The organism is Chitiniphilus shinanonensis DSM 23277 (assembly GCF_000374805.1).
GTDB classification, from domain to species: Bacteria; Pseudomonadota; Gammaproteobacteria; order Burkholderiales; family Chitinibacteraceae; genus Chitiniphilus; species Chitiniphilus shinanonensis.
Genome location: NZ_KB895334.1, coordinates 285832 through 306236 on the forward strand (window position 1 = coordinate 285832; position 20405 = coordinate 306236).

Consider the following 20405-nt stretch of genomic DNA (forward strand, 5'->3'; position numbering starts at 1 on the left):
AGGAAACCCAGATGAACCGAACCAACGAAACACGCCAGCCCCCGGTGGGCCAGGCGGAGCCGCGTGCGGGCAGTTCGCGCCCGGCGGTGATCGTGCACGGGGTGCACAAGGCTTACCGCAGCGGCACGCTGGATACGCCGGTGCTGCGCGGCGTCGACCTGTCGATCGAGACCGACCAGCTCTCGGTGCTGAGCGGGCCGTCCGGCAGCGGCAAGACCACGCTGCTCAACCTGATCGGCTGCATCGACCGTCCCGACCGGGGCGACCTGACGGTGCTCGGCCAGCAGGTGGGCCGGCTGAACGACGACCAGCTCAGCGATTTCCGCCGCGACCACATCGGCTTCGTGTTCCAGAACTTCAACCTGCTGCCGGTGCTGACCGCCTACGAGAACGTCGAGTACCCGCTGTTGCTGGCGCGCGTGCCGGCCGACGAGCGCAAGCGCCGGGTGAAGGCCGCGCTGGACCAGGTGGGGCTGGCGGCGCAGATGCGCCACTACCCGGCGCAGCTCAGCGGCGGCCAGCGCCAGCGCGTGGCCATCGCCCGCGCCTTCGTCAAGGCGCCGGCGCTGATCCTGGCCGACGAGCCCACCGCCAATCTCGATTCGGAAAACGGCGCCGCCATCGTGGCGCTGATGCGCGCGCTGCAACGCCAGCACAACGTGGCGTTCGTCATCTCGTCGCACGACCCACAGCTGAAGGCGCATGCCGACCGGGTCTATCCGATCCGCGACGGCCGGCTGCTGCCGCCCGAAACGGCCCCTGTCCGCGCTGAAACCGCGGCGCCCAGCCTCGTTTGACTGGCGCCACCAACAAAACCCTCCTGGCCGCGTCGCGCTCACTTGCCGTACGCGCCTTGTACTGTCTGCGTTTCGCGCTTCTTGCCAGGACCGCGTCGCTGGATTTTGTTGGTGGCTTGGCTTCAATTCCCTTGAAGGAATCCACCACCATGTTCTCCCTGAATTCGCTGGCGCTGCCGCTGCGCAATGTGATGCGCAACCGGCGCCGCACCCTCGTCACCCTGATCACGCTGATCGTCGGCGAGATCGCGCTGCTGATCTTCGGCGGCTACGCCAACGCCGTGGTCGACGGCATGCAGACCGGCATCGTGCAGCAGATCGGCCATCTGCAACTGCAGCGCAAGAACTACTTCCTGCTCGGCACCGGCTCGCCGGTGGACTACGGCATCGCCGACTACCGCCAGGTGATGACCGAGGTCGAGCGCGATCCGGTGCTCAAGCCGCTGGTCCAGGTGGTGACGCCGCTGCTGCAACTGCAAGGCATCGCCGGGGACTTCAACCGCGGGGTGTCGCGCACGGTGGCCGGCTACGGTTACGTGGCGGGCGACCAGAACCGCATGCGCGAGTGGAACGAATACCGCTTCCCGATCGAGCCGAAGAAGATCGCGCTGCCCGAAGGCCAGTCCGACGCAGTGTCGCTGGGCATCGGCGTGGCGCGCACGCTGCGGCTGTGCGACGCGCTGGCCGTGCCCAACTGTCCCAAGGGCGAGCCGACGGCCCGGTCGTCGGGCGGCGCGGCGATGCCGGACGACCTGGGCGCGCTGAGCGAGGCCGAGGCGGCCGGCGCGCGCCCGGCGGCCGACGGCAAGCCGCGCCTGGACGTGCTGGCGGCCACCGCCAACGGCGCGCCCAACGTGATCAATGCGCGGGTGGCGGCGGCGGAAAGCCTGGGGGTGAAGGAGATCGACGACAGCTACATGGCGATGCCGCTGGAGATGGCGCAGCAACTGGTCTACGGCCGCGACAGGCCGCAGGTGACTTCGGTGGTGCTGCAACTGCGCAGCACGGCCGACATCGATACGGCGCGCGCGCGGCTGGAGGCGCTGATCAAGGCCAGGGGCTGGGATCTGGAGGTGCTGGACTACCGCACGCTGTTCCCGGCCTACGACCAGACCCGCGCGCTGTTCGCGTCCATCTTCGGCTTCATCCTGCTGCTGATCGGCACCATCGTGCTGTTCAGCGTGGCCAACACCATGAGCACGGTGGTGATGGAACGCACGGTGGAGATCGGCACCCTGCGCTCGATGGGCGTGCGGCGCGGCGGCATCGCGCGGCAGTTCCTCGGCGAGGGCCTGATCATCGGCGCGCTGGGCACGGTGCTGGGCTGCGGCCTGGCGGTGCTGTGCGCGCTGGCGATCAACTCGGCCGGCTTCACCTGGACCCCGCCCAACTCGATCGAGAAGATCCCGCTGGTGGTGCACATGTTCAACACCCCGGACCTGATCGTCGGCTCGGTGGTGGCGCTGCTGCTGCTGGCGGCGATCTCCAGCCTGCTGCCGGCGTACCGCGCCGCTCGCATCCCCGTCGTGGAGGCTTTGCGTCATGTTTGAGGGCCTGATGAAGCGTTTCGGCACGGCGCGGCCGTGCCCGGCGGCGGGTTTCCTGCCGGATCGGGGGGCGCGCGGCCGCTGCCCGTCTCCTCATTCCCACGACCGCGTGGGCGCCTCACAGCGCCCGAAGGAGTTATCCGTGTCCATTGTTCGTTCGATGCGATCCATTGCCGTTGCGTTGCTGGCCGCCAACGCGTTGCCCGCCTTTGCCAACGTCAAGGTGGAGCAGATCCTGGCGGCGTCGGATGCGATCCGCAATCCGGCCGTGCCGTTCACCATCAACATCCAGCTCACCGAGTACCGCAACCGCCAGGTGGAGCAGGAGGGCTACCTTTCCACCTACGCCAAGATGAACCCGGATCGCGGCCAGTTCGACACGTTGGTGCGCATCGTCCAGCCGGCCCGCGACAACGGGAAGATGATGCTGAAGAACGGCAACGAGATCTGGTTCTACGACCCGGCGACCAAGGCCGGCATGCGCATCTCGCCGCAGCAGCGGCTGCTGGGCCAGGCATCCAACGGCGACGTGGCGACGGTGAACCTGGCGCGCGATTACGCGGCGACGCTGGCTGGCGAGGAGACCGTCAGCGACGGCGATCGCAAGCCGCGCAACTGCCTGCGGCTGCGGTTGACCGCCAACAACCCGTCGGTGTCATACCACGCCATCGACTACTGGGTGGAGCAGGGCAGCAACCGGCCGGTGAAGGCGGCGTTCTTCGCCGAATCGGGCCGCCTGCTCAAGACCGCGTACTACCGGCGCTATGAAAGCCAGCTCGGCCAGGAGCGCCCGACCGAGACGGTGATCATCGATGGCGTCGATCCGCAGCGCGTGACGGTGATGCGCTACCTGAACTACCGCGCCCGCGACATTCCCGATGCCTGGCTGGAGCGCAGCGGCCTGGCCCAGGTGAAGGACTGACCCGCCGCCGGCCTGGCCACCGCGCCGGCCCGGACCACGGCTTGACCACAACGAAACAATCGGCCTGCTGGCCGCCTGTACGGCGGCCCGCGCGGCCCCACCCTTGCCCAAAGGAACCCAACATGGACGCCAATTCCTTCATCGAATTCCTCAACAAGCCGTTCCGCGAACGCCTCGCCAGCCATTACGCCTTCTACCAGGCCGAGCTGGAGAAAGGCTTCATGACCGGCCGCATGGGCGACGCCCCGGTCGACCGCCGCATGGCCTACAAGGACCTGTTCAGCGACACCTTCCACGAGGTGCTGGTGTTCGGCTCCAACAGCTATCTCAACCTGTCCACCCACCCGCAGGTGCAGGACGCGGTGTGCGCCGCGGTGCGCCAGTACGGCACCGGCACCGGCGGCTCGCCCGCGTTTTCCGGCTACACCCGCCAGCACCGCGACCTGGAACAACGCCTGGCGCGGCTGGGCGGCCACGAGGACGCGCTGCTGCTGCCGTCCGGCTACATGGCCAACCTGTGCTGGGTGAACGGGCTGATGACGCGGCAGGACATCCTGCTCTACGACAAGCACAGTCACGCCAGCGTGATCAACGCCATCAAGATGACCGGCGTGCAGTTCTTCCCCTACGACCCCGACAACCTGCCGGCGCTGGAACGGCTGATCGACGAACTGCGCGCGCGGCCGGGCTGCCCGCAACTGTTCGCCACGGTGGAAGGCGTGCGTTCCACCGATGGCAGCGTGATCCAGCTGCGCACCCTGCTCGACCTGTGCAAGCGCAACGACATCTTCGTGATCCTGGACGACGCCCACGGCATGGGCGTGCTGGGCGAGCGCGGCTGGGGCACGCTGGAACACCTGGACCTGCTGGGCCAGGTGGACATGCGCATGTCCACGTGCAGCAAGGCGCTGGGCGCGCAGGGCGCCTGGGTGTCGGGCAGCCGCGAGGCCATCTTCTACCTGCGTTCCTACGCCAAGCCCTATGTGTTCACCACCGCGCTGGCGCAGACCACCGTCGCCACCATCGATGCCGCGCTCGATGTGCTGGAGGCCGAGCCGGAGCGCCGCCACGCGCTGCACGCCAACCGCCGCTACCTCACCGCGCAGCTGCGTGCCGCCGGCTTCGAGGTCGGCGATTCCGAGAGCGGCATCGTGCCGGTCTACCTGCCCGACGGCGTGGCGGGGCGCTTCAATCGCCGGCTGTACGAGCGCGGCCTGTTCGTCAACGTGATGGAGTACCCGATGGTGGCGCCGGGCGCCGAGCGCCTGCGCTTCTCGCTGATGGCGCGGCACACCCACGACGACATCGACCGCGCGGTGGCCATCGTGGTCGAGACCGCGCACGAGTTCGGGCTGCTGGCACGGCAGGTCGGCGCGCCGGTCCGGGCCGAAGCCGCGTTTGCCTGAGGAGACGCGCATGAACGTGATGCCCGAGCCGGGCGACGCCGCGCCGGCGTTGCTGGCGGAATTCCTCGGCCAGGTGCCGGACGGCCTGGACGACGGCGACGCGCTGGACACCCTGCGCCGGCTGGGCCTGGCCGCCGACGGCGCCGCGCCGCCGTGCTGGGCCGCGCTGGCGCACGGCGAATGGTGCGCGCTGCTGCGCGGCCTGGCCGCGCGCTCGCCCCGGCTGGCGTCGTTGCTGCTGGCGCTGCGCTGGCATACCCCGCACGCCGGCGCCGAGCCGGTCGCGCCGGGCCGGCAGGGCCCGCGTGCCGCCACCCGCCTGCTGCTGGCCCGCGCGCCGGCCGAGGCGCCGGCCTGGCGCTTTGCCGCGCACGGCTGGATCGGCGTGGCGCCGGCCGCCGCGCTGACGGTCGAGGCGCATCGCGGCGGCGGCTGGCTGGTGCGGGTGGCCGGCGACGCGGTGGACTGGCGACACCCGCAGGCGCCCGACGAAGCGCTGGCGCGCTGGCAGGAAGTGCTGGCGCTGGCCGGCGGCATCGCCTGGACCCTGCTCGACCGTACCGCCGGACACGCGGCGGAACGACCGCTGTTCGGGCGCTGGCTGGCCGATTTCCCGGCGGTCCAGTTGCGGCTGGTGCTGCTGCAATTGCGCGTACTGGTGGTGGAGGAAAGCGCGGCGCTGCTGGCGGGTACGCCATCGGCGGCGTTGCGCGCGCAATGGCGGCGCGAGCTGGACGCGGTGCGCATCGATGCGCAGCAGTTGTGCGGCGGCACCGGCTATATGCGCGAGACCGCCTTCGCCGACACGCTGCTGTGGCACGAATGGGCCGATACCGCGGCACGGCAATGCCTGTGCCCCGAACAGCCCGGGCCTGCCGGCGGCGTGATGCACGAAGCGCTGCGCGAACGGTTGCGCCGAAGACTGATGCAGGCCTGCCCCACCGAGGCGAACTGGGCGGCGCAATGGCTGCCGGCGTGAGTTGCTGGGCGGGGGAGGGCTGAAACCCCACATCTTGAAACACAGAGGACACAGAGAGCACGGAGATCCACAGAGAAAACCGAGAAGAGAAAAAAGCAGGAAGAGCAGAGCGGGATGAGTGGGCCAACGCGGCTTTGCATCGGGCCGTTTCTCGCTCTTTCTCTGTGAGCCTCCGTGCTCTCTGTGTCCTCTGTGTTTCAAGATTTAGGGTTTGCCGCCCCCACTATCTAGATTCCACTGGAGCAATCGCAATGGACGTTGTGGTAAATCCGACCGCGCCGATCATCCGGCTCGGCCGGATGGCGACGCTGGAAGGGCTGGTGCGGCGTGCGGCGGAGCAGGCGGTGCTGCCGCTATACGAACTGGCCACGGCCGCGCGCTATCGCACCGCGCAAAGCGCGCTGCAATTCCTCGCCGGACGCCTGCTGGCGCGGCAGGCGTTGAGCGCGGTGGCAGGCTGTCCGGCGGCGGCGCTGCGCTTCGAGGCCGATGCCCACGGCAAGCCCCGGGCCTGGCTGGACGATGCGCCGCTGCCGTGGCATTTCAACCTGACCCACAGTTTCGGACTGGTGGCCTGCGCGGTGGCGGCGCGGCCGGTGGGCATCGACCTGGAGCCGCATCGGCGCGCCGTGGCGCACCAGGCCATCGCCGCCTCGTATTTCTCCGGGGCCGAAGCGGCCTGGATCGCCGCCGCGCCGGAACGCGGGCTGCGCCGCTTCACCGCGCTGTGGACCTTGAAGGAAGCGTTTCTCAAGGCCACCGGCAGCGGTCTGGCCGCGCCGCTGCACCAGGTGGGGCTGGGCGGCTTCCGGCCGGGCGCGTGGACGGTGGACGGTCCGGGTGCGCGGCACTGGCATTGCCGCCTGCTCAACCTGAGACAGGGCTACTGGCTGGCGCTGTGCCAGCCGGAGGCGTTCGCCCGGCCGTTATTGCACTGGGTGGAGGGGTAGCGTCTGGCGCGCGCTCAGGCCAGCGCCGGCACGCCGGCGACATGCTGCGCCGCGCGGTGCAGCAGCGGCTTGAGGCCGAGGCCCTGCGGGAACCACACGGGGGGATACAGATCGGCGACGCAGTGTTCGGGCACCGGGATCGAGCAGGCGAAGATGGGCGAGCCATCGACCGCGATCGGCGGCCCCAGGCGGTGCGCGCGAAAGCCCGCCTTGCGCAGCAGGCGCTCCACGCCCAGCGGCGACACCGTCACCACGCGGCGCGCGCCGTGCTCGCCGGCGCAGGCCAGCGCGGCGTTGAGCAGTTCGACGGCGACCCGCGAGGACACCTGGCTCAAGGGGTTACAGTCGGCCTGGCTGAAATCCATCGCGGCGAAGCGCGACAGCTCCCACACCTCGGCCGATTCCGGCGCGGGCATGCCGTTGAGCAATTCGGGGAACACGTCCGCCAGCAGGTAGGGGCGGGTGGTGGGCAGCAGGCGGGCGGTGCCGACGATCTGGCCGTCGTCGTCGCGCGCCAGCACGTACAGCGTGTCCTCGCGGTCGAACTGGTCGTATTCCAGCGCGTGTTCGCAGGGCAGGTTCCAGCCCAGCTTCTCGATGAACACGCGATAGCGATAACGGGCCATCTCGGTCATCAGGACCGGTTGCAGTTCTGCGGGAGTTCCTACGATGAAGTTCACCTCGACCCCTTTGAGCATGAAGAAAGGATGAGGTGAATTAAACGGCGAGCCGCGAATCCTTGCGACTACCATATCTGGTAGTCATTGCCTGGATTAAGCTTCGAATCAGTTGTAGTGCTGCTTTATTACAGCGGGAACCATCTCTTTCCACGGTAGCGCGTCCACCACCATGGCCAGCGCTTCGAGGTTGCGCTCCCACGAGGCGGCGTTCCCGCCTTCGTTCACCAGGCACACATTGCTGCGCACCTCGCCCACCCGCGCCAGTGCCGAGCCGCGGAATACCGGGCGGATGCACCAGTCCCAGCCCAGCGACACCGCCGGCTGCGTCATGCTCACCCACTCGGTGTAGCCGCAGATGTAGCTCATGCCGCCACACACGTCGCGCTCGGTGGCGGCCTCGTGGTCCAGCCCCGACAGCAGATGCTGCAGGCGCAACGACAGCAGCTCGTCGATCGACAGGTGGATGAGGCCGTCCTCGGAAGTCTTCATGGGTGCGTGACACGGAAAGCCGGCGTAGCCGGACAGGGCAGGAAATCATATCCATTTCCCATCGCCAATTGAAAGATGGCTGCCGCTGCTCAGGCGAAAAAAGCATAAGCGCGCCGGCCGAAATCGCCGCCCGACATGCCCGCCGACCAGCGCGCAACGCAGGCAGGACAAGGCATGCGGCGGGCTATGCGCCGCCCAGTGCCGCCAAGCAGAAAAGATTGTTTGTCGCGCCCGGCCCGCCATCCGTAACCGCCGGATGGCGGGTATCCGGCGCCGCCCCACCGGCCGGCGGCCTGATCCGCCGTCAGCAGTCCACCGCATTCCGCTGCCGCGGCGACTGCGATAGATTGGCGGCGCTTTCCGACCCGGCCCCCCCCCCCGATGCACCTGAACTCGCCCGATCCCACCACTCTGCTGGTGCTGTCCATGCTGCTGCACGTCACATTGGCGGCGATGATGCTGCTCATCTGGCGCACCCGGCGGGTATTCCGCGGCTTCGGCGCGTGGGCGTTGTCGGACCTGCTGGTGGCGCTGGGGCTGACCTTCACCCTGTTCGCCCCGTTGGGCTGGTGGAAGGTGCAGTTGATGGTGGCCAACGGCCTGATCCTGGTGGCGCCGCTGTGCGTGGAATGGGGGCTGCGCTCGGCGCTGAACCGCAACCCGCGCCGCGCGCTGCCGGCGATGCTGGGCAGCTACGCGCTGGTCTACCTGGGTTGGCTGGTCACGCTGCTGGGCAACCTGGGCACCGGCTGGCGGGTGTTCGCGTTCAGCCTGGCGCTGGCGGTGCTGTGCCTGCGGGTGATCGCGCTGTTGCTGGTCGATGCCCAGGCGCGCCGCAACCTGGCGATGCGCATCGTCGCGTCGACGCACCTGGTGTTCGTGCTGTTGTACCTGGCGCGGGGCATCAACGCCCTGTTCACCCTGGCGCCGGGTGCCGATCCGATCCGCGACGACCCGATGTTCCCCATCATGATGTTGCTCACCGTGGTGGCGATGCTGGCGCGCGACATGAGCTTCCTGGTGTTCACCCACGAGCAGGTCGAGGCCGAGCTGCGCCGCTCGCAGGTGGAGCTGGAGCGGCTGGCCAACGAGGATGCGCTGACCGGCCTGCCCAACCGCCGTTATTTCGAGGCCACCTTCCCGCGCCTGCAGGCGCTGGCGCTGCGCGCCGCCCAGGCGCAGACGCTGATGGTGTTCGACGTGGACGACTTCAAGGCGGTGAACGACAGCCAGGGCCATACCGGCGGCGACCGCGTGCTGTGCGCGGTGGCGCAGGCGGTGCGCGACACGCTGCGCGAGGGCGATCTCGCCACCCGGCTGGGCGGCGACGAGTTCGCGCTGCTGCTCAACGACTGCTCGGAGCTGGGCGCCGAGAAGGTGGCGATGCGGCTGCAACAACGGGTGAGCGAGCGCACCCAGGCCCTGCACATGCCGGTGACCGTCAGCATCGGCCATACCCAGGTGGCGCCGGCCGAGACGCTGATCGTGGCGTATCAACGCGCCGACGAAGCCAGCTACGTCAGCAAACGCCTGCGTGCCTGAGCGGGCGGAGCGCGGGCTGCAAGACTTCTTTTGCTACGCACACTCAAAAACTTACATACGGCAGAATACTTACTCTTGTGTTATGTTCGTCTCTTTTTGAGGAGGATAGGCATATGCTGTTTAAAACATTGCTGCTAATGACTTTGCTACTTACCTTGACTGGTTGTGTTGCACCGCCGAGCAGCCAAAAGCAGTGGGTTATGGAGGGTGTTTCAGCTGACAATATGCGAAGGGATTTATTGACGTGTAAGCAGTACGGAATGCAGTCTGCAGAAGCCAATGGCTTGAGTGGCAATATGTTCGTCTCTGTATGGATAAAAGACGAAACAGCAAAATGCATGAAAGAACTAGGGTACGAATTGAAGTGAAGTAAAACTGGCCCGCAGTTATCGGGCCTTTTCTTTTGGTGCGGACGTTACAACCTAATCACCACTACGGTCTGCGCCAATTCGCTGGCGGCGTGGGCGGCGAGATCGACCAGGTGGCGGCGACCATCCGTCGCGCGGCCGAACGGATCGACGCCCTCGGCGGCGAGGCCGACCGGATCTCCAGCATCGTCGCGGTGATCCGCGAGATTGCCGACCAGACCAACCTGCTGGCGCTGAATGCCGCCATCGAGGCGGCGCGCGCCGGCGAATCCGGCCGCGGCTTCGCCGTGGTGGCGGACGAGGTGCGCAAGCTGGCCGAACGCACCGGGCAAGCCACCGGCGAGATCGGCACCATGATCGCCGGCACCCAGGCCAGCGCGCGCGAGGCGGTCGACACCATGCAGACGGCGGTGCGCCAGGTGGAGGCGGGCGTCGCCAACGCGCGCGCCGCCGGCCAGGCGATCGGCGAGATCCACAGCGCCAACCGCCAGCTGGAGCATGTCGCGGGCGAGATCTCGCTGGCGTTGCAGGAGCAGTCGCTGGCCAGCCAGGACATCGCGCGCAATGTGGAACGCATCGTGCAGATGGCGCATTCGTCGAACGAATCGGCCGGCCTCAGCGCCGGCGCCGCGCGGCGGGTGGAGGATGTGGCGCGGGGCCTGAAGCGCAATGTGGAGCGCTTCTCATTGTAAGGCTGAGTCAGCGATGGACTGAAAGGTTGGAGGCCGCGTCCCGCCCTGGGCGGGACCCCGGATGGGCCGGGGTGTAGACGGATCGCCGCAGCGCGGGGCATGCGCCTTGTCGGATCAAAAAGTACGTCGGTATGATCCGGCGAATATAGCGTGCCGGGAGTGTGCACGTTATGCTGTCGAAGCTCGCAGGGGCCGACATGGTTGACACAAACTAGAATGGCTCGACAAGGAGAGGGGAACATGTCGAATCTCGCCGGCGTGAAGGTGATGGTGATCGACGACAGCAACACGATCCGCCGCAGCGCCGAGATCTTCCTCGGCCAGGCCGGATGCGAGGTCATCCTCGCGGAGGACGGCTTCGACGCCCTCGCCAAGATCAGCGACCACCAGCCGGACCTGATCTTCGTCGACGTGATGATGCCGCGCCTCGACGGCTACCAGACCTGCTCCCTGATCAAGAAGAACCCGCGCTACAAGTCCACCCCCGTGATCATGCTGTCGTCCAAGGACGGCCTGTTCGACCGCGCCCGTGGTCGCATGGTCGGCTCGGACGAATACCTGACCAAACCGTTTACCAAGGACAGCCTGCTGGCTGCCGTCGGCGCGCACGTGCAGACGGCAGCCTAGGACTGTCCGCGAATATCCAAATCCAGGAAACCACATCATGACCGTCAAGAAAGTGCTGATCGTCGACGATTCGCCCACCGAACGCCATTTCCTGGGCGAACTGCTCACCAAGAACGGCTTCCAGGTCGTCACCGCCGAATCGGGCGAGGAAGCGGTGGAGAAGGTGAAGGACATCATGCCCGACCTGATCCTGATGGATGTGGTGATGCCCGGCATGAACGGCTTCCAGGCCACCCGCACCATCAGCCGCGAAGAGGCCACCAAGCACATCCCCATCATCATGTGCACCTCCAAGAACCAGGAGACCGACAAGGTGTGGGGCAAGCGCCAGGGCGCGGCCGAATACGTGGTGAAGCCGGTCGATCCGCAGGAACTGCTGGCCAAGATCGCCGCGCTGTGAGCGCCGGCGACCTGACATAACAACGACGGGGGAGCAGCGATGGCCAAGCGCATCAGCCTGCGCGAATACCAGGAAGGCGTGGTCGCGCGCCTGAAGACGGCCGCCGCCACCGCGCAGGTGGACGCCCGGCTGGGTGTGCGCATCGACCAGCGCAACTGGCTGCTCGACCTGGGCGATGTGGCCGAGGTGATGCCGGTGCCCGCCATCTCCGGCGCGCCGCTGGCCAGGCCCTGGTTCCGCGGCACCGCCAACATCCGGGGCAACCTCGTCAGCGTCTCCGACCTGGGGATGTTCTTCGGCGGCGCCCCGCTCGCCACCAATCCGGCCAACCGCCTGATCCTGCTGCACCCGCGCCACCTGCCGCACGCCGCGGTGCTGGTGGAACGCATGCTGGGGCTCAAGCACCTGGCGGATCTGACCCCCGCCGGCGACGGCGGCGAAACCCCATGGAGCGGCGCCGTCTACGACGACGCGGCCGGCACGCGCTGGCAGGTGCTCGACATACCCAGACTGGCCGGCGAAGCGGGGTTCCTGCAGGCCGGGCTCGAATAACCCCAAATCCATCGACGACACAACGAGAGATTCAGGCAGCACCGGGAGAGAGGAACAATGGCATTCAATCTGAAATCGCTGTTCGGCAGGTCGGGCGGCGCCGCAGCCAAGAGCAAGTACGACCCCCTCAAGACCACCTGGATCCTCGAGCGCATCCGACTGCCGGACGCCGACGAGAACAAGCTGCTGCGGCCGGTGCCGCTGGTGGGGCACCTGCCGGCGCGCCAGCAGATGGCGCTGCTGCTGCTGACGATGATCGGCTCGGTGTTCCTGTTCGCCCTGGTGGCCTTCCTCTCCTTCCAGTCGAGCAGCGTCAACGCCGAGCGGCGTTCCACCGCCACCGAGATGCAGATGCTGTCGCAGCGGCTGGCACGGGCGTCCACCCAGGCGGTGCAGGGCTCCAAGGAAGGCTTCGCCGTGCTGGAGTCGGCCTACAAGCAGTTCGACGACAACCTCGGCAAGCTGCGCCAGCGCAGCCTGTTCAGCTGGCTGGCGCATAACCCCGGCGAGCTGCTCGGTTCGGTGGAACAGACCTGGAACACCAGCTACCGGCCCAATCCCAGCCGGCCGACGGTGGAAACCATCCTCAAGCAGAAGACCGCGCTGATCACCGTGGGCGACAGCGTGGCCGGTATCAACAACAACGACGCGCGCCTGCTGGAACTGACCCAGCAGTTCGCCACCATGCTGGGCGAGGGCGGCGGCAACATCCACGAACTCGACTACGCCAACCAACTGTCGATGCTGAGCCAGCGGATGGCCAAGAACGCCAACGCCATGCTGGCGGGCGAACTGATCAACCCCGAGGTGGTGTTCCTGCTGGGCAAGGACGTGTCCACCTTCAAGGAGATCGTCGACGGCTTCGTCGATGGCAGCGACACGCTGCAACTGCGGCCGGTGCCCAGCTCGGCCATGGTCGGCCAGCTGGAAGAGATCCGCACCCTGTTCAAGGACTTCGAAACCGTGGTGGCGTCGTTCTCCAAGAACATGCAGCCGCTGGTGAACACCCGCCTGGCCAACCAGGCCATCGTGCGCGATTCCGACAAGCTGCTGAAGGAGACCGAAGCGCTCGCCGGCGTGTACGAAGGCGCCGCCAGCAACGTGATCATCACCGTGATCGAACTGGTGCTGATCGTGCTGGCGCTGGTCTCGCTGTACTACCTGGTGCACGTGTTCAATCAGGAATCGCTGCGTCGCCGGCTGGCGCTGGAAAGCGAGAACAAGAAGAACCAGGAAGCCATTTTGCGGCTGCTGAACGAAATGTCCGATCTGGCCGACGGCGACCTGACCGTACGCGCCCAGGTGACCGAGGACCTGACCGGCGCCATCGCGGACTCGATCAACTACACCATTGAAGAGCTGCGTAGCCTGATTACCGGGATCAACAAGGCGACCGACCAGGTGAACCGTGCCTCCGGCGAGGCGCAGGCGGTGTCGGTGGAACTGCTGGCCGCCGCCGACCGCCAGTCGCAGGAGATCCTGGACACCAACAACACCGTCGAGCAGATGGTGCGCTCGATCCAGGGCGTATCGCAGAACGCCGTCCAGTCCGCCAACGTGGCCCAGGCGTCGCTGAGCGCCGCCATCAAGGGCTCGGATGCGGTGCAGAACCAGATCAAGGGCATGGACGAAATCCGCGAGCAGATCCAGGAGACCGCCAAGCGGATCAAGCGGCTGGGCGAAAGCTCGCAGGAGATCGGCGAAATCGTGGAACTGATCTCGGACATTACCGAGCAGACCAACGTGCTGGCGCTGAACGCCGCCATCCAGGCCGCCGCCGCCGGCGAAGCGGGCCGCGGCTTCTCGGTCGTGGCCGAGGAAGTGCAGCGGCTGGCCGAACGCTCGGCCGAGGCGACCAAGCAGATCGGCGCGATCGTGAAGACCATTCAGACCGACACCCACGACGCCGTGGCGGCCATGGAAATCTCCACCCAGGGCGTGGTGGAAGGGGCCAAGCTGTCCGACGCCGCCGGCACCGCGCTGACCGAAATCCGCCGAGTCACCGACGAACTGGCCCACCTGATCGAATCGATCGCCCGCGAGACCGAGGACCAGACCGCGCTGGCCGGCCGCGTGAACGGCTCGATGCGCGACATTCTCGCCATTACCGACCAGACCACGCGCGGCACCAAGCAGTCGGCCGCGGTGGTGGGGCAGCTGACCACGCTGGCGCAGGATCTGAAGGAATCGGTGTCCGGCTTCAAGCTGGACTGACCCGCAGCCACATCCAACGACGACGGGGCGGGCGCCTGCCCGCCGCAACGTGAAAATCCATCGGGGTGGGCGTGGCGTCCCACCCAACAGGGTCCAACATGAGCGTGCATATCGAATTCGATCAGGGCTCGCTGGTATGGCTGAAAGGGGAGCTTGAGCAGACCCTGGCCCGCGCCACCGAGTCGCTGCGCAAACAACAAACCGAACCCGACGCCGCGCATCTGAAGCATGCGCAGACCCACCTGCACCAGGCCGTCGGCGCGCTGGAGATGGTGGAACTGGCGGGTCTGGCCCGCTTCTGCGAGGAAATCGAGCAACTGATCGCCGCCATGACGCGCGGCGACGTGCCGATCGAAGCCGTGTCGCTGGCGATCGACGCCGTGGCCGACGCCGGCAACTTCCTCGACCGCATCGCCGCCGGCGCACCCAACGTGCCGCTGGTGCTGAGCAACCGCTTCGCCGAACTGGCGATGGCGCGCGGCGCCAACCCCAGCGGCGCCGAGCTGTTCTTCCCGCAATTGTCCGAGCTGTCGCAGCCCGGCGGCCTGCCGTCGCGCCCCATTTCGCCCGGCGAGTGGAGCGACTTCGTGCGCCAGCAGCGCCGCCGCTTCGAGGCCGGCCTGCTGCACTGGCTGCGCAATGGCGAAGCCGGGGCCGCCGCCAGCATGGCGCGCTCGCTGACCGAACTGGCCGCCTCGCAGAGCGGCGGCGTGGTGCGCACCTTCTGGTGGACCGCCGCCGGTGTGCTCGATGCCATGGCGCGCGGCCCGCTGGCCTGCGACATCGACACCAAGCAGCTGCTGATGCGGCTGAACCTGCAACTGCGCCGGCTGGCCGACGGCTCCGGCAAGGTGGCCGAGCGCCTGTTCCGCGACCTGCTGTACGTGCTGGCCCACGTCGACGATCCGCAGCACCTCGGCGGCCATCTCGGGCTGGTGTTCGGCCTGGAGGCGTTGCGCCCCGAGCAGTACGGCGATTCGCTCAGCCCCGAGGCCGAGGCGCGCCGCCGCGAGGCCCGCGCGCTGCGCGAGGAACTGTCCACCGCCAAGGAACTGTGGAGCCGTGTCGCCGCCGGCCAGAGCGAACGCCTGCCGACCCTGGTGAGCGAACTGAACCGCCTGGCCGAACGCTCGCGCGAACTGCATATCGACGGGCTGGACGGCCTGTGGCAGAGCGTCGCCCAGGCGTGCCAGCGCCTGAAGAACGGCCGCATCGGCGAGAACGAAGCGCTGGAAATGGCCACCGCGCTGCTGCTGGCCGACAACGCCCTCGCCATCTATCCCACCGTCGCCCCCGATTTCGCCGAGCAGGCCGAGGCCATGCAGCGCCGCCTGGCCGAGCCGGGCGCCGACGTGGCGCTGCCGCAGCTCGACGCTGTCAGCCGCGAAGCGCAGGAAAAGCTGCTGCTGGCGCAACTGGCGCAGGAAATGCGCAGCAACCTGCAAGTGATCGAGGAAGCGCTGGACGGCTACTTCCGCGATCCGACGCGCTACGCCGAGCTGGCCAAGCTCGACAACTGCCTGCGGCAGTTGCAGGGCGCGCTGATGATGCTGGATCGCGCCGAAGCGGTGCTGCTGCTGCAACTGTGCCAGCAGCGCATCCAGAGTTACGCCACCGGCGAAGAGACCCCGTCGTCCACCGAACTGGAAGAGCTGGCCGAAGGGCTGTCCAGCCTGGGCTTCTACGTCGATGCGCTGGAACAGAGCGCCGACGATGCCGAGAAGCTGATCGCGCCCGCGCTGGCGCGGCTGGCCGGCACCGTCGAAGTGGCTCCGGTCCAGGACGAACTGGCCGTCTCGCTGGAAGAAGAACCGCCGATCGGCGCCGCGCCGGCCGAGCCGGAGCCGCAGCCCGAGGCCCCGCCGCCCGCCCGCCCGCTGCCGCAGTCGGACGCCGCCATCGACGCCGAACTGCTCGAGGTCTACCTCGAAGAGGCGGTCGAGGTGCTGGCCACCATCGCCGAAAACCTGGAAATCTGTCGTCATACCCCGCATGACCGCGAAGCGCTCACCGTCATCCGCCGTGGCTTCCACACCCTGAAGGGCAGCGGCCGCATGGTCGGCCTGAACCACCTGGGCGAAGCCGCCTGGGCGGTCGAGCAGGTGCTGAACAAGTGGTTGCAGATGGAGCAGCCGGCCAGCGACGCACTGCTGGCGGTGATCGAGGAAGCGCACACCGGCTTCACCCGCTGGGTGGAGCAGTTGTCCGCCGAAGGCACCGCGCAGGTGGATGCCGACGAGCTGGTGGCCCGGGCCGAGGCGTTGCGCCAGAGCATGGATCAGCCCGCGCCGCCCCCGGCGCCCGAAGATCTGGAAGTGGAGGCCGGCGACGACAGCGTCGCCGCCAGCGACGAAGTACGCATCGGCGACGTCGCCGTCTCCAGCGCGCTGTTCACCATCTTCCGCGACGAAGCGGCGCACCACCGCGCGCGCCTGCTCGACGGCCGGCAACGGCTGGCCGCGGGCGAAGCGCTGTCGTCGGACGTCATCCTGTCCGCGCACACGCTGGGCGGCATCGCCTCCACCGCCGGCTTCCGCCCGCTGGGCGAACTGGCTTACGCCGTCGAGCACGCCTTGCAGGAACTGGGCGCCTCGGTGGGCGAGCACGCCCAGCCGGTGATCGCCGCCATCGACCGCATCGACGGCATGCTGGACGCGATCCTGGCGCTCACCCCGCCCGACAGCCCGCAGGTCGAGCTGGATGCGCTGCACGCGCTGCACGACAGTGTGTTGCCGCTGCCGGCGGTCTCGGTGACGGACGAGGAAAGCTTCGAATTCAACGACATCGACCTCAGCCTGGATGCGCCGCTCGCGCCGGCGGAGGAGCCCGCCCCGGCGCTGGACGCCGAGGCACTGACGTTCGACCTGGACGCCACCGCAGCGCCGGAAGCGGCGCCGCCTGCCGCCGAGGCGCAGGACGAGGCGCCGCTGGACTTCGGCCTGCACGAACTGTCGGCACCCGCCGATGAAGCCGTCGTCGAGCCGGAATTCACGCTGGAGCTGGACGACGTCCCGCTGGAACCCGTCGCCGCGGCGCCGGAACCGATCGAGGCCGAGCCGGCTCTCGACGCCCCGCTTGCCGCCGAAGCCGAACTCACCATCGAAGCGCCGGCCGCGCTCGAAGCCGCGCCTGCCGGCGAAACACCGGGCGAGGAACCGCTGGACTTCGGCCTGCACGAGCCGGTGCTCGAGGAAGAAGGCGCGGCGGACCTGGCCGGGCTGGCCGCGCTCGACGGCGCGGTGCAGGAAGACCTGACCATCGCCTTCGACCTGCCGGCACCGCCCGAAGCGGAGCCGTCGGCGCTCGACCTGATCGCCGTACCGACGCCGGGCACCGAGCCGGGCGACGACCTGGAAATCAGCTTCGAGCTGGACGAAGCGCTGCCCGAAGCCGAAGCCCCTGTCGCCGGCGAGCCCGCGGCGGCTGATCTGTTGCCCGAAAGCCTGCCCAGCGACGAACTGGCGGGATTCGACATCGACCTGGACCTGCCGGAAGACACCGCGCCCGCGCCGGCCGAGTCGGTGGTTGAAGCCGAGCCCGCGCCCGAACTGCTGCTCGACCTGCCCGAGGCGCCGCTGTCCGCGCCGACGCCGGCCGGCGACGACTTCGACCTGTCCGCCCTGCTGGACGCGGCCGCCAGCGCCTCGCCCGTCGAGGCCGAGGCGGTCGAACTGCCGGCGCTCGATGCCGAGTCGCCCGCCGACGTGGCGCCGCCGCCGCTTGATTTGCCGGTGGCCGAGGAAGCCGCCGAATTCGACCTCGACGACCTGACCGAACTGGAACTGGACGATCTGACCGAGCCGCTGGCGGACGAGCCGGTGGCAACCGTCGAAGCGCCGCAGCCCTTCTCGGCCGTGGCGCCGCCGCTGGAATTGCCGGACGACCTGCCGTCGCCGATCGATGCGCTGCTCGGTGTCGAGGAAACGGAACACCATGCCGACCGGCACGGCGAGCTCGATCCCGGCCTGATCGACGAAATCGACGACCAGTTGTTGCCGGTGTTCATCGAGGAAGCGGACGAACTGCTGCCGCGCATCGGCGAACAGCTGCGCGAACTGCACCTGGGCGACGCGGCGCAGGCCGATTCGCTCAAGCGCACCCTGCACACCCTGAAGGGCAGCGCGCGGATGTCGGGCGCGATGCGTATCGGCGAAGCCACGCACTTGATGGAATCGCGGCTGCTGGCGTCCGGCGAGAAGCTGTCGCAGGCGCTGCTGGACGAGCTGGAGATCGACTACGACCTGATCTCCTCGCTGTTCGACGAACTGACCGGCCGCGGCAAGTTCGCCGAGCCGGAAGCCCCGGCCCAGGCGGCCGAGGCCGCCGCGCCCGGTGCGGCGCCGGTGGTGGCGCAGCCGCTGCTGGCCGGTGCTGTCGAGAGCGACGGCAAGGCCACCATCCGCGTCAAATCCGAACTGGTGGACAACCTGGTCAACCAGGCCGGTGAAGTGTCGATCGCCCGTGCCCGCATCGAATCGGAAATGCTGGCGCTCAAGACCTCGCTGCTGGACCTGACCGAAAACGTCACCCGTCTGCGCGGCCAGTTGCGCGAACTGGAAATCCAGGCCGAATCGCAGATGCAGGCGCGCACCAAGGAGATCGAGGATCGCCATACCTCGTTCGACCCGCTGGAGTTCGACCGCTTCACCCGCTTGCAGGAAGTCACCCGCTTCATCGCCGAAAGCGTGAACGACGTCTCGACCATCCAGCACAACCTGCTGAAGAACCTGGACGAATCGTCGGCCGCGCTGACCGCGCAGGCGCGCATGACCAAGGAACTGCAACAGAGCCTGATGCGTGTGCGCATGGTGCCGTTCGCCAGCGTGTCCGACCGGCTCTACCGCCTGACGCGGCAGACCGGCAAGGAAACCGGCAAGAAGGTCAACCTGGAACTGCGCGGCGGCCGGGTCGAGATCGACCGCGGCGTGCTGGAAAAGATGATCTCGCCGTTCGAGCACATGCTGCGCAACGCCATCGACCACGGGCTGGAGAACACCGAGGAGCGGCTGGCGGCGGGCAAGAGCGAGTTCGGCGAAGTGCTGCTGGAAGTGCGCCAGGAAGGCAACGAACTGGTGCTGACCATCAAGGACGACGGCCGCGGCCTCAACCTGGAGCGCATCCGCGCCAAGGGCATCGAGCGCGGCCTGATCCAGCCGGACGAGCAGATCGCCGAGCGCGACCTGATGCAGCTGATCTTCGCCGCCGGCTTCACCACCGCCAGCAGCGTCACCCAGTTGTCCGGTCGCGGCATCGGCATGGATGTGGTGAAGAACGAAATCGGCAACCTGGGCGGCCGCGTGCAGGTGGACAGCGTTGTCGGCCAGGGCACCACCTTCACCATCAACCTGCCGCTGACGCTGGCGGTGACCCAGGTGCTGCTGGTCAAAGCCGGCCAGCGCGTCTACGCCATCCCCTCGGTGATGATCGAGCAGGTGCAGGAGCTGAAGCAGGAAGCGCTGGCGCACCTGTACGACAACCGCGCCCAGGAATGGCTGGGTTCCAGCTATCCGTTCGCCTACTTCCCGCGCCTGCTGGGCGATGCCGAGAGCGTGCCCGAGCAGAAGCGCTTCTCCACCGTGCTGCTGCTGCGCTCCGGCGCGGCCCGCATGGCGCTGCACGTGGACGAGCTGGTGAAGAACATGGAAGTGGTGGTCAAGGCCATCGGCCCGCAACTGGCGCGGATCCCCGGCGTGGCCGGCGCCACCGTGCTGGGGAATGGCGACATCGTGCTGATCCTGAACCCGCTGGCGTTGCTGGCGCGGGGCGAGGTCACCACCCAGGCCGCCGGCCCGCGCGTCGCCGCGCCGGAGCAGTTGCAGACCGCGCCGGTGGTGATGGTGGTGGACGATTCGCTGACGGTGCGCAAGATCACCGGCCGCCTGCTGGCGCGCGAAGGCTACCAGGTGGTGACCGCCAAGGACGGCGTCGACGGCCTGCAACAGTTGTCCGACGTGAAGCCGGCGGTGATGCTGGTGGACATCGAGATGCCGCGCATGGACGGCTTCGAGTTCACCCGCAACGTGCGGGCGAACGACGAGACGCGCGACATCCCGATCATCATGATCACCTCGCGCACCGCCGACAAACACAAGAACTACGCGTTCGAGCTGGGCGTGAACGTGTTCCTGGGCAAGCCGTACCAGGAAGACGAACTGCTCGGCCATATCCGCGACTTCATCGACGCCGGGCAGCACTGAGGCGAGGCTGGGCAACCAAGGCGGGGGCGACCCCGCCTTTTTT

At 68.0% G+C, this 20405-nt stretch carries 16 protein-coding genes; 14 read left to right on the forward strand and 2 right to left on the reverse strand.

Annotation, left to right across the window (positions count from 1 at the left end; translation table 11 throughout):
• The first annotated feature begins 11 nt into the window (after positions 1 to 11).
• The 6 genes from C556_RS18840 to C556_RS21290 all read left to right on the forward strand — a co-directional run bounded on the left by C556_RS18840 (position 12) and on the right by C556_RS21290 (position 6601).
• Positions 12 to 797 (forward strand): ABC transporter ATP-binding protein, encoded by a 786-nt coding sequence (locus C556_RS18840; RefSeq protein ID WP_018746422.1) that lies wholly within the window; start codon positions 12 to 14, stop codon positions 795 to 797.
• 149 nt (positions 798 to 946) lie between these two features.
• Positions 947 to 2347, forward strand: coding sequence for an ABC transporter permease (locus C556_RS0101340; protein ID WP_040430109.1), 1401 nt, complete (start codon positions 947 to 949; stop codon positions 2345 to 2347).
• Between the two features lie 139 nt (positions 2348 to 2486).
• The gene (locus C556_RS0101345; protein ID WP_245559202.1) at positions 2487 to 3266 is read left to right on the forward strand and encodes an outer membrane lipoprotein-sorting protein; all 780 of its coding nucleotides are present in this window, start codon (positions 2487 to 2489) and stop codon (positions 3264 to 3266) included.
• Between the two features lie 122 nt (positions 3267 to 3388).
• Positions 3389 to 4672, forward strand: a complete 1284-nt coding sequence (locus C556_RS0101350; protein WP_018746425.1) for an aminotransferase class I/II-fold pyridoxal phosphate-dependent enzyme — start codon at positions 3389 to 3391, stop codon at positions 4670 to 4672.
• A 10-nt stretch (positions 4673 to 4682) separates the two neighbouring features.
• Positions 4683 to 5651 carry an acyl-CoA dehydrogenase family protein gene (locus tag C556_RS0101355; RefSeq protein WP_018746426.1) on the forward strand — a complete coding sequence of 323 codons (969 nt, stop codon included), beginning with the start codon at positions 4683 to 4685 and terminating at the stop codon, positions 5649 to 5651.
• Positions 5652 to 5902: 251 nt separating this feature from the next.
• Entirely contained in the window at positions 5903 to 6601 is a 699-nt protein-coding gene (locus C556_RS21290) for a 4'-phosphopantetheinyl transferase family protein (protein WP_018746427.1), read from the forward strand.
• Between the two features lie 14 nt (positions 6602 to 6615).
• Here C556_RS21290 and C556_RS18850 read toward each other — a convergent pair whose 3' ends face one another.
• Together C556_RS18850 and C556_RS18855 are read right to left on the reverse strand one after the other, a co-directional pair.
• Positions 6616 to 7236 (reverse strand): acyl-homoserine-lactone synthase, encoded by a 621-nt coding sequence (locus C556_RS18850; RefSeq protein ID WP_018746428.1) that lies wholly within the window; start codon positions 7234 to 7236, stop codon positions 6616 to 6618.
• Positions 7237 to 7386: 150 nt separating this feature from the next.
• The gene (locus tag C556_RS18855; protein ID WP_018746429.1) at positions 7387 to 7770 is read right to left on the reverse strand and encodes a DUF4902 domain-containing protein; all 384 of its coding nucleotides are present in this window, start codon (positions 7768 to 7770) and stop codon (positions 7387 to 7389) included.
• A 381-nt stretch (positions 7771 to 8151) separates the two neighbouring features.
• On the opposite strand from C556_RS18855, the gene C556_RS21295 reads away from it, so the two are divergent.
• The 8 genes from C556_RS21295 (at position 8152) to C556_RS18865 (ending at position 20362) form a co-directional block, all read left to right on the forward strand.
• Positions 8152 to 9312, forward strand: coding sequence for a GGDEF domain-containing protein (locus tag C556_RS21295; protein ID WP_018746430.1), 1161 nt, complete (start codon positions 8152 to 8154; stop codon positions 9310 to 9312).
• 113 nt (positions 9313 to 9425) lie between these two features.
• A complete protein-coding gene (locus C556_RS22695) occupies positions 9426 to 9680 on the forward strand; it encodes a hypothetical protein (RefSeq protein ID WP_157235690.1) in 255 nt (84 codons plus the stop codon).
• A gap of 38 nt (positions 9681 to 9718) precedes the next feature.
• A complete protein-coding gene (locus tag C556_RS0101380) occupies positions 9719 to 10372 on the forward strand; it encodes a methyl-accepting chemotaxis protein (RefSeq protein WP_281164870.1) in 654 nt (217 codons plus the stop codon).
• A gap of 240 nt (positions 10373 to 10612) precedes the next feature.
• Positions 10613 to 10999, forward strand: coding sequence for a response regulator (locus C556_RS0101385; RefSeq protein ID WP_018746432.1), 387 nt, complete (start codon positions 10613 to 10615; stop codon positions 10997 to 10999).
• Positions 11000 to 11036: 37 nt separating this feature from the next.
• Positions 11037 to 11399: a response regulator gene (locus C556_RS0101390; protein WP_018746433.1), complete on the forward strand. Its 363-nt coding sequence runs from the start codon at positions 11037 to 11039 to the stop codon at positions 11397 to 11399.
• Positions 11400 to 11438: 39 nt separating this feature from the next.
• Positions 11439 to 11951: a chemotaxis protein CheW gene (locus tag C556_RS0101395; protein ID WP_018746434.1), complete on the forward strand. Its 513-nt coding sequence runs from the start codon at positions 11439 to 11441 to the stop codon at positions 11949 to 11951.
• A 57-nt stretch (positions 11952 to 12008) separates the two neighbouring features.
• On the forward strand, positions 12009 to 14165 hold the full coding sequence (locus C556_RS0101400; RefSeq protein ID WP_018746435.1) for a methyl-accepting chemotaxis protein: 2157 nt from the start codon (positions 12009 to 12011) through the stop codon (positions 14163 to 14165).
• 98 nt (positions 14166 to 14263) lie between these two features.
• Positions 14264 to 20362 (forward strand): hybrid sensor histidine kinase/response regulator, encoded by a 6099-nt coding sequence (locus C556_RS18865; protein WP_018746436.1) that lies wholly within the window; start codon positions 14264 to 14266, stop codon positions 20360 to 20362.
• Positions 20363 to 20405: the final 43 nt, after the last annotated feature.

Excerpts from the sequence above, each read along its gene's own strand:
- C556_RS18840 (WP_018746422.1), top strand. The coding sequence starts at position 12 with ATGAACCGAACCAACGAAACACGCCAGCCCCCGGTGGGCCAGGCGGAG.
- C556_RS0101340 (WP_040430109.1), top strand. The coding sequence starts at position 947 with ATGTTCTCCCTGAATTCGCTGGCGCTGCCGCTGCGCAATGTGATGCGC.
- C556_RS0101350 (WP_018746425.1), top strand. The coding sequence starts at position 3,389 with ATGGACGCCAATTCCTTCATCGAATTCCTCAACAAGCCGTTCCGCGAA.
- C556_RS0101355 (WP_018746426.1), top strand. The coding sequence starts at position 4,683 with ATGAACGTGATGCCCGAGCCGGGCGACGCCGCGCCGGCGTTGCTGGCG.
- C556_RS21290 (WP_018746427.1), top strand. The coding sequence starts at position 5,903 with ATGGACGTTGTGGTAAATCCGACCGCGCCGATCATCCGGCTCGGCCGG.
- C556_RS18850 (WP_018746428.1), bottom strand. The coding sequence starts at position 7,236 with ATGACCGAGATGGCCCGTTATCGCTATCGCGTGTTCATCGAGAAGCTG.
- C556_RS18855 (WP_018746429.1), bottom strand. The coding sequence starts at position 7,770 with ATGAAGACTTCCGAGGACGGCCTCATCCACCTGTCGATCGACGAGCTG.
- C556_RS21295 (WP_018746430.1), top strand. The coding sequence starts at position 8,152 with ATGCACCTGAACTCGCCCGATCCCACCACTCTGCTGGTGCTGTCCATG.
- C556_RS22695 (WP_157235690.1), top strand. The coding sequence starts at position 9,426 with ATGCTGTTTAAAACATTGCTGCTAATGACTTTGCTACTTACCTTGACT.
- C556_RS0101385 (WP_018746432.1), top strand. The coding sequence starts at position 10,613 with ATGTCGAATCTCGCCGGCGTGAAGGTGATGGTGATCGACGACAGCAAC.
- C556_RS0101390 (WP_018746433.1), top strand. The coding sequence starts at position 11,037 with ATGACCGTCAAGAAAGTGCTGATCGTCGACGATTCGCCCACCGAACGC.
- C556_RS0101395 (WP_018746434.1), top strand. The coding sequence starts at position 11,439 with ATGGCCAAGCGCATCAGCCTGCGCGAATACCAGGAAGGCGTGGTCGCG.
- C556_RS0101400 (WP_018746435.1), top strand. The coding sequence starts at position 12,009 with ATGGCATTCAATCTGAAATCGCTGTTCGGCAGGTCGGGCGGCGCCGCA.
- C556_RS18865 (WP_018746436.1), top strand. The coding sequence starts at position 14,264 with ATGAGCGTGCATATCGAATTCGATCAGGGCTCGCTGGTATGGCTGAAA.